The organism is Sinorhizobium kostiense (genome assembly GCF_017874595.1).
Classification (GTDB): domain Bacteria; phylum Pseudomonadota; class Alphaproteobacteria; order Rhizobiales; family Rhizobiaceae; genus Sinorhizobium; species Sinorhizobium kostiense.
On the sequence record NZ_JAGILA010000010.1, the window covers coordinates 18,090 to 32,425 of the forward strand.

Genomic DNA, 14,336 nt, shown 5'->3' on the forward strand with positions numbered 1-14,336 from the left:
GGATAATCTCCGAGCAAAAAAGTGTTCAGTATATTGATAACATGAATGCGGTCTATCCAAACAATCTATTTTCCAAATCTTAGTCGATGGTGCATATAAAATGTACTTCACATACAAGTGCTTTTCTATGAATCTTGCTCTCTATACCAAAATCAAAGCATGTCCATTCCAGTTCAATCGCAATCCACTTAGCTGGCTATGCGAGGTTCGAGAGGCGCAGCATTCGACGCATGCCAGACCAGTATTAACACGGCCTCGAGATGGAAACGTATAATGGAAGGAACCGGTGTGTCCGATCAACTTGTTGAAGAAGTTATAGCTACAATCAGGAAGCGCGCCGGGGGCAGCTACATCAACGGATTGCGAAGAAATAACGGTCGCTACGGAACTAACCTCGCTCGGCCTTGATTCACTCGACCTGGCGGATCTTCTCTGGGACCTCGAGGAAGCCAATAACGTAGAGATCCACATGAACATAACGGATGCCTGGTCAAATCTTCATACCGTCGGCGATTTGGTGGAAGCCCTGCGTACCTTAATGGCAAAGGTGTCTTGAATGGATAAACGCGTCGTCATAACCGGGATCGGCGGGCTATGCGCCCTCGGCAGCAATGCGGCCTCCATTTGGCGAGGCATGTGTGCTGGCATTTCCGCCATCGGGCCGATCTCCAATGCCGAGCTTTATGAGCTAGACGGCATTATCGGTGCCGAGATCAAAGCACTGCCGGAGCACGACATCTGTAAAAAGCAACTCGCCTCGATGGATCGTTTCAGCCTTCTTGCTGTGCTTGCTGCCCGTGAGGCGGTAGAGCAGGCGGGGCTTTCCTGTGACGAATGGAATGCCGATCGCTGTGGTGCAACTGTTGGCGTCGGCATTTGTGGGTCCGAGGCAGTTGAGGAGAATTATCGCGCCCTGCTTATGGACGGCGCCAAGCGGACCGGGATACTCACTGTTCCAAGAGTGATGCCTGGTGCCGCTGCGGGCCAAGTTAGCATCCATCTGGGCCTGCGCGGGCCAGTTTTCGGCGTCACTGCCGCGTGCGCCTCCGCCAACAATGCAATCGCCTCGGCGGTGGACCTGATCAGGCTCGGCCGAGCGGACGTCATGATTGCCGGGGGTAGCGATGCACCGCTTGTATGGGGTGTACTAAAATCATGGGAAGCGTTGCGCGTTCTCGCACCGGACACTTGCCGCCCCTTCTCTGCCGACAGAAAGGGCGTGGTACTTGGAGAGGGTGCTGGCATGGCTGTGCTGGAAAGCTATCAACATGCTAAAGCGCGCGGTGCAACGATCCTGGCTGAGATCGCCGGCATTGGCCTTTCGGCGGACGCCTTCCATATTGTTGCACCGATTGCCGAAGGGCCTGAGGCTGCGATGCGTCAGTGCCTTCAAGACGCCGGGCTGAATGCCGATGATGTCGACTATCTCAACGCACACGGCACCGGCACCAAAGCGAATGATGAGGTTGAGACGGCGGCGATCAAGCGGGTTTTTGGGGATCATACTCGCTCGATGTCGGTCTCGTCCACCAAATCTATGCATGGACATTGTCTCGGTGCAGCAAGCGCGCTCGAAATGATTGCCTGTGTGATGGCTATCCGCGATGGGATTGTCCCGCCCACGGCAAACTACAATGAGCATGATCCAAAATGCGATCTCGACGTCACGCCAAATGTGCCACGCGAACGAGAGATCCGAGTAGCGTTAAGCAACGCGTTCGCCATGGGAGGCACAAACGCGGTTCTGGCATTCAGACAGGTGTAGCAGCGGCGCGTCATGCCGTGCCCGGTTAACGGCTCCTGTTCTGCCTCGAGCATTAAAACGCGCTCCGGCCCGATCCCGTGACTCGACGCTTCAAAGCAACGCCGGCTGATTTCTGAACACAGCGGTGGGGTGAAGCTGACGCCGGTGAGCTCTGGAGACCTGAATGTCTTTGCCGACCGTGCTACAAACGCAAAGAGGCTCCGATACCATGGGCGACGGGACCCTCGCGACGCTGATCATGAGCGCCAAGCTTAACGACGTCGATCCGCAGGCATGGCTTGCCGACGTGCTCGCTCACATCGCCGACACCCCGATCACCAGGCTCGAGCAATTGCTCCCGTGGAATTGAAGGGCAACCAAGTCCCTACAACATCAGGCTGCCTAACCTGCGGCCCTGGCGACGCAGCTTGCGTGCATCGTATCCATGGAGGCCTGCGCGGGGGCGCGTTATTGGCGCGCTGTTGCCGAACGGCGGAATTTGTCGGCGCATCTGGTGCAGATTTTCGGTTCCACCCGTCGTGCGCGCCCCAAGTCTCCGCCCTCGCCGCCGGCTTGATCTTGCTCAAATCGGCCCCGCACGGCCTAAAGGCTTATGGATTCATGTGTTGTCCATGAGCTTTTGAGACAGGTAGGTGTATTCGAGCGCGTAGCGGCGGGCTTGTTCCTGCAGGTTGGCGGCGCCGGCGTGACCGCCCTCGATATTTTCATAATAGTAGACGGGCAGCCCCATATCTTCAAACAAGGCGGCCATCTTGCGCGCGTGCACCGGACCGACACGGTCATCTTTTGTCGATGTCTCAAAGAACGGTTCGGGATAGGCCACGCCCGCCCTGACATTATGATAAGGCGAGATCGAGCGCAGGAAGGCGCCTTCGACCGGATCGTCTGGATTGCCATATTCGCCCTGCCAGGAGGCTCCTGCCGACATGTGGGTGAAATTGACCATGTCGAGAAGCGGCACCTGGATCACGACCGCGTTCCACAGATCGGGGCGCTCGGTCAATTGCACGCCCATGAGCAGGCCGCCGTTCGAGCCGCCCATGATCCCGAGATGCGGTGTCGAGGTGACCTTCCTTGCGATCAGATCCTGCGCCACGGCCTGGAAGTCGTCAAAAGCGCGCCGACGATGGGTCTTCAAAGCAGCTTCGTGCCATTTCGGTCCGAATTCGCCGCCGCCGCGAATATTGGCCAGCGCGAAGGCACCGCCCTTTTCCAGCCATAGCTTGCCAAGCACCGGCGAATAGTTGGGCAACACTGGAATTCCGAAACCGCCATAGGCGTAGAGGATGGTCGGGTTCGTGCCGTCCAGCTTGACGTCCCTGCGCGCCACGAGGAAATACGGAACCTTCGTGGCATCCTTCGAGGTCGCAAAGAACTGCTGGACTTGCAGGCCTTCGGCATCGAAGCGTTCCGGGGCCGACCTGATCTTCTCGACTGTGCCGCTTGCAGCATCGGCGCGAAACAGGGTCGAAGGTTCGAGGAACCCATTTGAGAAGACGAACAGCTGATCACTCTCATTGTCGCTGGACGTCACCGACAGGGTCGAATTTTCCGGCAGGGCCACCTTGAAGGACGACCAGCCGCCCTTGCCGAAATCGAAGCTGCGCACCTCGCTGCTGACATTCGACAGGATCGACAGCACGAGACGGTTCTTGGTCTGAGTAATACCTTTGACTGACTGATGCTCGTTTGGCATGAACAGCACAAGCGGTTCGACGTGCGCTGGATCGGCGAGCGCCGCCTTGAGATCGAAAGCGATAATCGCGCCATTTTGGAAAACGGTGCCCTTGGCCGAGGTCCAGTCCGACTTCAACCGGTAGATTGCCTGGCCCTTGTAGTAGCCGTCAAAAGTGGCCTTGGTCGGGAGGGGCAGGATCACCTTTTGGGTGTCGGTGTGGCCGTTCGGGTAGAAGGCTCGCTCGGTATTGAAGAAGTCGAGGCCGCGATAGGAGGTGTCCATCACATAATTGCCGTCGATGTCGCGCAGCACGCCGCGCCGCGCCGAGACGTCCTTCTTGTCGCCGCGGAAGATCTCGACCGCCTGATCCAGGCTCTGGCCTCGCTTCAGCACCTTGGTGACGTAGGCGTAGCCGGAAGCGGTCACTTCCCCCGGCGTCCATTCCCGGGTCACATAAATGGTGTTCTCGTCCACCCAGGCCACCCACTGCTTGCATTCGGGCAGGACGAAGCCGTCCTTAATGAATTCACCCTTGGCAACGTCGAATTCGCGCACCACATCCGCATCCTTGCCGCCATCGGACAGGCGGATCAGGCAGAGATTGTTGGCGGGGGGCAGGCAGTCCCCGCCTCTGAACACCCAGGTCTTTCCCTCGGCCTTGGACAGCGCATCCATATCGAGAATGGTGCGCCATTGCGGGTCGCCGGACCTGTAGGATTCCCAGGTCGTACGTCGCCACAGGCCCTGCACGTGCGTGCCGTCCTGCCAGAAGTTGTCGATCATCCCGCTGTGCGCGTACCGGGGCGAAGCAATACGATCGGTGGCCTGTAGGATATTCAGGATGTCGGCCAGGTATTCGCTGTAGCGAGGATCTTTCGACAGCTTGTCGACGGTTGACAGGTTACGCGTTTTGACCCAGGTCATCGCCCTGTCGCCGTCGATCTCGTTCAGATAGGCGCGAGGATCGGCGGCATGCTCGGGAACCTGATTGGGGTTGGAATCGATCGCCTTGGCGACCGTGGTCATCTGGCCAGAAGCCCCCATGGTGGTCACCGTAGCAGGGTCATTGCCATCATCAAGCTGGTTCACAAATGTGGCTGCCATGTTTCGCCTTTCGAAAAGCCTCACGTGTCGAAGCGGTTAAACCGGCTTCGCCCCTCTTCTCAGCAAGAGGTGTGCCAGTCACATACGTTTAAACGAGCCAGTGGGAAGTCGTGTAGGACAAGCCCCTTTGATGTCAGACAATGTCAGACATGCGACAGAGCGCTGACACGCGGTATTTGTCTCGTTCTCCTTAAAAGTGTCATTGAAGGCTTTGCCGCATGTTGATCGGCAACGTCAGTATTGTGCGCCATCGCTTTTCCGGAACTCGTAGTCGCACTTGCCGACTTGGCGCTGCGGCGATGGCAGCTCACTAAGAGGAATATGATGACCAGCCGCTCCTTCGCTCCTTCTCCTCACGAGACCAGAGCCGGCGACGCTCGACCGACGTAATCACCTCAACAAGCCGCTTTGTCATGGGAACATCCCAGATGTATTCGGCTTGCGCTGGATCTGTAGAGGGTGAAGAGGCGCTACCGCTTCGAGCTGATGATAGAACGGGGTTTGCGAGAACAGCCACAAGCATCAGGAAAGGAAGCGCAGCATGAGCAGAAAATCGTGGCTCTTTGCCGGCTCTGATCGTGGTGCCGATCGTGCCGCCTTCATGGCGACGCTTTGATCATGAGCGCCAAGCTTAACGACGTCGATCCGCAGGCATGGCTTGCCGACGTGCTCGCTCGCATCGCCGACACCCCGATCACCAGGCTCGAGCAATTGCTCCCCGAGGAATTGGCAGCCAACGAGGTCCCTACAACATCAGGCTGCCTAACCTGCGGCCCTGGCCGGATGGTTTACGAGAGAACCTGGTTGACTGCTGTTGCAACTGCGGTCATCTCGCATAGTCTGTGATCCTCTTCCGACATCGTCAAGCATGCTGGCTCCGGAAGGCCTCCAGTTTGGCTTTCAAAGATGCGCTTCAGCATTCGATCGGAATAGTATCGCACCTTTTTCAGCTTTAGTGGCGGCTTTCCCTTGATAAGGACTATCTGGCATTCGTCATCCAGCAGGCGCACCTGTTCGGGTCGCAATAGCGGTGCCCCTTGACCTGAAATCTGAATATTGCGATCGAGGCCTCGACCGTGGGAAATTGAGCGTGCTTGAAACGTATAGTCACCGATAGCTTCCGAAATATAAGCCGGCGTCTCGTCATCGGCCGTGGCCATGAAGACCTGCAGACCAGTATTGCTGAGGAAGTTTTGCTTGCCGGCCTCGTCGTATGTGCCCGTCAGTGCCGAAAGGCTCTGGATGATGAACATAAAGCGGCCCTTGTAGCCCGCGATGGTCGTAATGGCTGTCTCAATTGTCTCCAGCTTGCCCAAGTGCTTGAATTCATCGAGGAGGAATAGCACCTCGTGCTTCTCATCCTTGCCAGGCAGCGAGCGCTGTAAAACAGATACGATCTGCTGAAACAGTAGGCGCATCAGTGGCGCAAGCACCTCGAGATCGTTTGGACTGACGCAGAGATAAATGCAAGTTCTTCGACGCCGAAGATCGTAGATTGAGAAGTCTGATCGGCTTGTCGCCGCTTTAACCAGCGGATCTGCCCATAGGTTGAGCCCTCCGTCGCCTAGCACTGAAGTGTAAGAGGTCAGGATTTTCGTGTCGTTGCCCGCCATGTTATCGAAGATTTGCTGAGCCTCTTTGTTCTGGGTTTCCGCCGCGAGCCGCGCGAAAAGCTTATATTTCTCCCCCGGCTGAGCATAAAGGTCGTAAACGGCTCCGATCGTTGGCGTGCCACGTTCAATGCAGGCCAGTACACCGGCGACAAAGAGATCTCGTGCGCCGTTGATGAAACCTTCCGCGCCCTCCCCCTTGGCCGTAATGAGGTTCGCCGCCAAGCGACGCGCCTCTATGAACTGCCGCTCTGGAGACAGGGTCATGATATCCAGGAGAGGATTGTAGCAGTTCGTCCGGCGCTCCGGGTCCAGCGGTGTGAATTTGAACACATGATCGCCACGGGCTTTACGTGCTCTGGAGGTGAGCTCAAACAGCTCCCCCTTAACATCCAGTGCGATCACCGATCCTGTGAACGTAAGTAGCGTTGGAATGACGACGCCCACGCCTTTGCCAGCGCGGGTCGGTGCAACAACGAGGCTGTGAGGCTGCTCCCCGTTGGTCAGGTAATATCCAGGCCAAGAAGGGCGGCTCGTCTTCCCAAATACCGGGCCGCTGATGCGACTGTATCGTTGGAGATAGCCCGCGCGCCGCATTTCGTTCAATCCAGCCCAGCGGGCCGTGCCGTAATGTTCGCGATCGGCCGGGCATACGGTTCGCTGGATTAGCAGAACGAGGCCAGACGTAACGACGACAACAGCCAAGCCGCGATAGAAGGCGGGGGTTGTGTAACCCAAATAGAAAGGCGTCTCGTACCAAAAGGCGAGGATGTCGAATGTCATCATCGCTTCACTGCTAAATCCGTGGCGAAATGTTGCGTACAGACTCGCCGTACAAAAACCTGCAGCCAGTGAACACATGATGCTTAGAATTATGCTTGAAGCCGCATTCTTGCCTGAAGTCATTGATCCACCGTATGGGTCGAGCGATTGCATGACAGGCCCCAATCCCAGCCACGACGCCTTCGTGAAGAGAAGAAGATTCCGCCTCATACAGGTTACCGCGCGTAAGGAAATACAAGCAAGAACATATGTAAATCATTTTGTTACAAATGTAATTGCGCAGTGAAATCTTTGTAATTCAAAACTCGTGTTTGCTGATCTGTTGTATTCGAAATAGATGCAAATAGAAAGGCGAGTCCGTTTCGTCTTCACTTCTGCGGGGTGGAGGAAAATGAATTCTTTCACCTGTTGTTCTATCCAGTGAGGAAAAGGCAAGACGACATGGCACGGCGACGGCCCGCCATGAAATGTGAGCCTCTCGCTGCGAAAGAGAACACCGATCCGACATGCCTCCGGCGCGAATGGACTATTGACTTTGTATGGTTTGCATCAATCCCGAAGGCCGAGATCTGACTGCACGTTCCCTACTCATGACCTCTTATCGCAGCACGTACTCAGTGATAGAAGATTTCGAAAGGACCCGAATTCTTTCAGCCCGCGCATCGACGGCAGAATCCAATAACCTGGAAGTTGCGGCTCCGGGGCCAACGCAATTTTAATTAAGGAAGTTGATGCTTCGGCAGGCTCGTAAGTTTGGGTTTGACGCCTCAGGGAGAACTACAACTGTAACGCAATATCCGTTTAGCGGGTCCCTCTTCGATGTTAGCCTTGGAGCTGTAGAAACAACGTCGGAGTGTGACCAATGGAACGCGAAAGACAGCGGAGGCGTATCGATGGAAATTCAGTCCGAGATGGCGGCAGTGCCGAACGAAACACTCACTTTCCAAACGACCTGGTGGCCGAGATAGCAAGCCGTCTACCTACCCACGACACAGCTGAAACGGCAAATAACCTGACGAACTTCGAGCTAACGAGCCGCTCAACACGAGAGGCGGTTCAGGCAAGCCCAGTGGGACAGTTTCACGGGCGGATCAACCAGCTCGGCAGCGCAGCCAGAGCGTTGCACGACAGGGCCGTGGCCGAACTCGCGCCGGACGAAGGCCCGGCGAACCGTACGTTCGCACAGGCTGTAGCTCCCGTAATCGCGCCAACATTCAAATTTCAGACTCCTGAGCGAAAAACAGACGCTGTCGACCGCATCTTGGCCATTGATCCCCCGAGAGTTCAAGCAATGGCCCTTTCCAAGGTAGGAGACTACCTAGGTGACCTGGACAGTGGAAATAGAGATCGTCTCGTTAATCGGGCAGTTGAGCTCGTCACAGATCCGCCAGATCAGGTCACCCGGCACAATGCTGCCCGCGCCCTTTTAAAAGGGTATCACCACTTAAATGCTGAGCAACAGGCGCAACTGCCAGTCGACCACTTGCAGAGCGTCAGTGCGCTTCCCGGTGTAGAGGCGCTTGCACCGTCTGCAGCTCGACATGCGGCAGAGCCGTCGCTTTCAAATTTGGACCGTAGGATCGAGGAGGCTCGCGCTCAAGCTCTTGGGCACGCAGGAGGTCAGGGACCCGTTTCTCGAGCGGAACTGAGCGAGATGCGTCCGACCGCAGAGCGCCTCAACAGGGCCGACAATGACGCACGTGTGGATCTAGCATCCTCCTCCAGAAGCAGAGAACGCTCAAACTGGGGGCGATGAGCTTCATAGCGCGTCACGTTCACCGTGTAAGCGCTATTTGCGCGTAAGCTCTTCATTGCATGTCAAGCATCTCTGGCTGAAACAGAGCGAGAGGTGCCCAGATATTCAGCACAACAGAGGTGCAGATTCCCGTGACGCCGAACATCCGCTCGAATGTCCAAGGGAAATAAAGTGTCATTCGTCGCCAGATGCAATTCCTTCGAGGCCCAATAAGGCGGGCAACTTTCCTCGGCCCCACCCGAACGTGGGGCGTTCGATGCCGCAAGGCTATGACGTATCGTCGCGGGCACGCGATGTCTGCTGAATGGAGGCCACAGTGGCTTTCTTAATGCAGCAGCGGCCGTTCACCCACCAGATTGAGACTGAGCTGATCTTCGAGGCCCGGTGTTCAGAGAGGGAGAAAAACGCGGATGATTGTTCGTCGTCCCCCAGAGAGAAATGGCTCAGTGTCAACCTTGTCCTAATGTTGGTGCTTGCGACTTTGTTGTTTGCGGTGCCACGCTGGCAGGACGAACAGACCAGCCACACTATCCTAAGTGAGCTGGAGAAAATTCAAGTCAATTGTGCATTACTGCAACGTGACGTCCTCCGCGCCCGTGCCGGTTTCCCGGGGGGTATCCAACCTCTTCCCGCCACCATAGGGGCTCTGCGGAAGAGCGTGACAAAGCTAGAGCCGTTATTTGACAGGGCGGCTCTTGAGAACGCCGGTGACCTCTCTCACCTGCTCAGGCAGGTAAAGTCTTCGGTCGAAAGGACTGACGCGGCCGTGGCAGCTATGGGCGCGCAAAACGTGATCTTGCAAGCTTCTCTCAGTAGCTTCGTCCAGTCGCTGAGCTTGCTTGCGAAGTTGCCGTCGGAAACCGACGTTTCTGGTACTACACTGCCTCTCGAACTGGGCAACCTGATCCTGCAGTTTTCGCTGAGGCCGAGCTCGAGCCTTGCGTCACGGATCGATCAATATCTCGAGCGGCTTCAGGCGACGACGGGCGAGGACGAAGCCACTAAACATTCGCTTGCTCGCCATGGCCGAGTTATCCTTTCCTTGCTGCCGCAGGTGAACGACGCTGTAAACGCGATCGCGTCATCCGACACTATCGACAAAGCTGCAGAACTGGAGCGCGAATATCTGAAAGGCTACAGCTTGCTCAATGTGAGTGAGCAGCGGGCACGTGTTTTCCTAGGCGTGATTTCTATATGCCTTTGCTTCTGTATAATCGCGCTAGTCTCCAGGCTGCGTCTGCAGACGGATCGATTGGCAAGGCGCTTGGAATTTCAAGCAGCAACCAGGGAGATTGGGGCTTGCTTCGAAGGTCGTGCGGCAACAGAGGCTTCGCTAACCGCCTCTACCCAAGGGGCACTGCGAGTTGTCCAGCGCTTTTTCAATGCTGATCAGTGCGCGCTCGCACTGGTCGACGTGAGTGCGGGGTGTGTTGCCGAGTGTTTTGCCGCCAATGCTCCTGCGCCTACCTGGAATGATGCTTGGCTTCTTGAAGTCGCTTCCCTTGCCCAGGCGGAGGAGCGCAAGCCCGTGTTTCGCCTGTTTCCCGCGCAAAACGGTGGCTGCTTTGCTGAATGTACACCGGGGCTTTGTCAGCTGCTTGTCTTCAAGGTCTCAGATCCACTCATGGCGGTTTGTTGCCTTCTCTACGAGGGAGGCGGTTTCCAGCCCTCTTCTAGTGAGATCCAACTTCTTGAGTGCGCGGCTGCCCGTGTCTGCAACTACCTGGATCTTCAACGTAGGCAGACCGAATGCGTCCTGCTGGAGAAGCGGTTGGAGCATGCGGAACGGCTGAAAGCCGTCGGCACACTTGCAGGTGGTATCGCGCATGAATTCAACAACATACTAGGGGCTATCCTCGGCTACGCCGAGATGGCCCACAGTCTCCTGCGTCGCCCCTCAAGAACTCGAGGTTACATCGACCAAATCATCTCGGCAGGCGACAGAGCGAGGCTGATTATCGATCAGATTTTGGCGCTGAGCCGAAACCGGGAACGTGTGATCAAGCCCTTCGACGTCTCCGAGGTAGTGATGGATCTAGCTCCGTTGCTGCGCATAGGGCTTCGAGCGGATGTAAAGCTGAATTTCAAAATTGACGAGAAGCGAGCAGTCATCGAAGGGAGCCCACTCGAGATACAGCAGATCCTGATGAACCTCTGCAAAAACGGCTCAGAGGCGTTCACCGATGAAGGCTGCATTGAGGTCAGCGTTTCTCGCGCTGTGGTCTGTCAATCGAAGATACTTGCTTATGGCGATCTGCCGCCTGGGAACTATGTCCTCCTGTCCGTGGCAGACACCGGCGAAGGCATTGCTGAAACCGTACTGCCACATATTTTTGAGCCCTTTTTCACCACGCGCTCTCGCATCGGCGGAACGGGACTCGGTCTCGCTGCGGTGCACGGTCATGTGAGCGCGCTTGCAGGGTACATTGACGTTCGCTCAACTATTGGGCGCGGTACGCGCTTCGACATCTACCTACCAGCCTCCCCGAAGGAGCCAGTCAGTCCTGCTTGTTTTTTTGGTGCTCCTAATACACCCCTTGGCAACGGAGAGATCATCGCCATAGTAGAGCCTGATCCAGCGGCGCTTGAGTTGTATGAGGACAGGATTGCCGCCTTGGGCTTTGAGCCAGTCGGTTTCAAGACATTTGAGAGTCTTTGCGACTGGATTTTGAGGGGGAAAATAGCCGATCTCATTGTCGCGGACCGTTCGTCTTTTCTTCTGCATCAATGCGTGGACGCCGTTCAAGCGGCCCTCAAGACAGTGCCCGTCATCCTGGTCGGAGGAGCTAACCTTAACATGCCACTCACGGGCGGCGATCAAGCCTGCGCTGTTGCGCTGCATAAGCCGGTGTCATCCAGGACCTTGGCGTATGCAATTCGCACGAGGATTAAGACGTGACGTGGTTAGATGTGCACACCTGCTGCGAAGTAAGGATGGTGACGCACCTGGCCAAGGTCATGCGGGAGAGATGTGCGCTGGACCCAGCAGCGCCAGCTAGTGTCAATGGCCGCACCAGCGCCGGCGCGTGGAGCGGCAGCAAGTTCCCGAACGAAACGTGCGCGTCGCCGACGCTTGCTCAGAGTGCCGAACGGCGCAGGTGTCGACCAACTGGCCGTGCGACGGCGCGCCGGGATGGGTGGCTTCGCCCGGTGCTCTTCATGTGGCGGCACGCCTCAGGTAGGGACTTTGGGGATGATTGGCAACGGCGGCCGAGCCCACCCGCATCCATCGTCCTTGGCGTGCCGACCATAGTCCGGAGATCCTTCCATGCCCTTGCTGAATCTCGCCGCGCTGGCGGCCTTCACCATCAACGCTCAAACGGTCTTTGCCGGAGACCCGCTGCTGCTACCGCCCGACCCGGCGGCTCTATCGGTCGAGACCAAATCGGGCGAGCAACGCTTCTCGATAGAAGTGGCGGACGAGCCTGCAGAATGGCGGCGCGGATTGATGTTCCGAACCGCGATGGCCGACGATCATGGCATGCTGTTCGTTTTTGAGGACAGCCAGCCACGCTGTTTCACGATGCAGAACACGGCCATTCCGCTCGATCTCATGTTTGTCGGCGAAGATGGAAAGATACGTGCGATCGAAAAGGGTCGACCCTTCTCTACGATGCCCATCTGCCCGCGGGTTGGCGCGCATTTTGTACTGGAGCTGAAAGCCGGAACCGCGCAGATCGCCGGGATCCAGATCGGCGAGCGGCTCCGCCACCCGCTCATTGACAGAGTCGCCAACCACAGCCGCCGAGGTTTTTAGCGGTTGGGACCACCGGCGCTTGCGATTGAAACCGCGGCAGTGAGCGGTGTCCGCTACGGGCATCTACGGGGTGAAGCCGCTGGGTTGCCGAGAGGAGCTACGTGAGGTCTGTCGAGCCAACCGGTGAAACGCGGGCACGTTGGAAAACCAGGGCGTCTGGCGCGAAACTGTCCGCAAGAATACGGGCGCGATCTTCAAAGTCCGTTCGCCGACGCCGCTCCGGTCCGGTCAGCAAAACTGCATCTTCCATTAACGCTGCTCTCGCGCTCTTATGTTCGATCTTGCGAGCGTGGATTCTCGGCAGCCTCACCTGAGCGGTTGAGGACTGGAGGGTATTCGCGCTGAGTGAGTGATCAAGTTCATCTCGTAAGCGAGCGCTCAACCAAAAAATTAAGCGCCAACCCATAAACGTTTGTTTTCGCAAGGTGTCTGGCGACCGGGCGACCGAGGCGGTTCACGGGCGCTCACATGGCGCGCGTCCCGGGTTTCGAGCGGCGAGGCAAGAGAAGCCAGCGCAAGTAGTGATGCGGCCTTTGAGGGAGCGGCGGGTGTCGGGCTGATCCGAGGAGCGCGAAGGCGGTCGTATGCGACCACGCGGACAAGACATAGCCTTGAAGAGCCCGCGCCAGGTGAAGGGAGCCAAGACAGCGGCGCGATTCAGGCAGGAGATCCCCCGCCTCGGATCGCGGCGCTGTTGGTCGTGAGCTTATGAGCTTACGATAAACACCCAGAGCGATCGCCTATCGCCCGCGCGCCAAAGCTGCCGATGACGTGTGCATCTATCGAACCGGTGCCGACGTTAGCCTGACGAGACAAATGGTCAAGGGCGACAAAAGCTTCATCAAATTGCTCAAAATCGAGACGATGGCATGGAAGGTCGCAGTCCCTGCAATGACGACAACGTGTGTTGGCCTACATTAATCACGCCACTTGAGTTGATTACAGCCGAATAACTTTGAAGCAAGCTGCCTGGCTTGGTCCGACTTGAGTTCCAGGACAGCCGCAGCAGGTCACTTTGGTGATGCTCCTGGATCGGGTACTCGCCTGACGCCCTGAACGGCATTTGCTTCAGATGAAACAGAAAGGAGCGACTCGAAAATCCAAGAGTAACAGACCCTTCCCATAATCGCGAACAACAGATGCCAATCACGGCCGACGGGTTGCGATAGAGGGGACAGGGGGAAATGTTGAATGTAGTTTGGCCAGTCTCGCTGGTCCTTTTGACGTCCATGTATCTCTCAAGCGAAGCAGCACCACTGTCCTTACGTGAGTTCGGCCAGCTCGCCCGCGAATGCTCGCCGTGGGTTTCTCCATCAACGCTTGCAGCGATTGCCAAAGTTGAAAGTGATTTTGAACCGCTTTCGGCACATGACAATACCACCGGTGAAACCCTTCACTGGAAAGATCCGATGGAAGCAACGCAGAGCGTCAAGGAGCGCCTCAAAGCGGGACATTCGATCGACGTCGGACTTATGCAGATCAATTCAACGAACTTTTCTGCGCTTGGTCTCACGCCCGAAAATGCATTTCAGCCCTGCATCTCACTCTCGGCTGCAGGGACCTTGCTTGAGAGCCGCTACGCGGGCGGCAAGACTGCCGCGGCAGAACAACGCGCGCTTCGTCGGGCAATCTCCGCCTACAATACTGGGGATCTGACGCGCGGGTTTGCGAACGGTTATGTGCGGAAGGTTGAGTTAGCCGCGCGAAAGATCGTGCCTCCGCTACTCCTCCCGCCGGAGAAAGGCAGCGAAAAGGCGAAGCCTGAAGAAACGTGGGATGTCTGGGGTCCCCATGGGCACCGTTCCGGCGGCGATTCATCAAATCCTCCAGAGATGCCGAATGACGGCAAATCAATGGAAGACAATCAACTCATATTCGATTGA

General features: G+C 56.9%; 7 protein-coding genes and 2 pseudogenes. 7 read left to right on the forward strand and 2 right to left on the reverse strand.

Going from position 1 to position 14,336, the window contains the following annotated elements; all coding sequences use genetic code 11:
* Positions 1-370: 370 nt before the first annotated feature.
* The 3 genes and pseudogenes from J2Z31_RS26290 to J2Z31_RS26300 all read left to right on the forward strand — a co-directional run.
* Positions 371-556 (forward strand): phosphopantetheine-binding protein, encoded by a 186-nt coding sequence (locus tag J2Z31_RS26290; protein WP_408022066.1) that lies wholly within the window; start codon positions 371-373, stop codon positions 554-556.
* Entirely contained in the window at positions 557-1,765 is a 1,209-nt protein-coding gene (locus tag J2Z31_RS26295; protein WP_209606284.1) for a beta-ketoacyl-[acyl-carrier-protein] synthase family protein, read from the forward strand.
* Between the two features lie 196 nt (positions 1,766-1,961).
* Positions 1,962-2,114: pseudogene (locus tag J2Z31_RS26300) on the forward strand (transposase domain-containing protein); the annotation flags it as partial.
* 249 nt (positions 2,115-2,363) lie between these two features.
* On the opposite strand, the gene J2Z31_RS26305 reads toward J2Z31_RS26300, so the two are convergent.
* Complete coding sequence (locus J2Z31_RS26305) at positions 2,364-4,547, reverse strand: prolyl oligopeptidase family serine peptidase (RefSeq protein WP_209606286.1); 2,184 nt, start codon at positions 4,545-4,547, stop codon at positions 2,364-2,366.
* A 547-nt stretch (positions 4,548-5,094) separates the two neighbouring features.
* Here J2Z31_RS26305 and J2Z31_RS30135 point away from each other — a divergent pair.
* A pseudogene (locus tag J2Z31_RS30135) lies at positions 5,095-5,273 on the forward strand (transposase domain-containing protein); the annotation flags it as partial.
* A 62-nt stretch (positions 5,274-5,335) separates the two neighbouring features.
* Here J2Z31_RS30135 and virD4 read toward each other — a convergent pair.
* On the reverse strand, positions 5,336-7,063 hold the full coding sequence (virD4, locus tag J2Z31_RS26315; protein WP_209606517.1) for a type IV secretion system ATPase VirD4: 1,728 nt from the start codon (positions 7,061-7,063) through the stop codon (positions 5,336-5,338).
* Positions 7,064-9,012: 1,949 nt separating this feature from the next.
* Between virD4 and J2Z31_RS26320 the strand changes: the two genes are divergently transcribed.
* The 3 genes from J2Z31_RS26320 (at position 9,013) to J2Z31_RS26330 (ending at position 14,336) form a co-directional block, all read left to right on the forward strand.
* On the forward strand, positions 9,013-11,595 hold the full coding sequence (locus tag J2Z31_RS26320; RefSeq protein WP_328243654.1) for a two-component system VirA-like sensor kinase: 2,583 nt from the start codon (positions 9,013-9,015) through the stop codon (positions 11,593-11,595).
* 375 nt (positions 11,596-11,970) lie between these two features.
* On the forward strand, positions 11,971-12,453 hold the full coding sequence (locus tag J2Z31_RS26325; RefSeq protein WP_234939687.1) for a DUF192 domain-containing protein: 483 nt from the start codon (positions 11,971-11,973) through the stop codon (positions 12,451-12,453).
* A gap of 1,184 nt (positions 12,454-13,637) precedes the next feature.
* A complete protein-coding gene (locus J2Z31_RS26330; protein WP_028002344.1) occupies positions 13,638-14,336 on the forward strand; it encodes a type IV secretion system lytic transglycosylase VirB1 in 699 nt (232 codons plus the stop codon).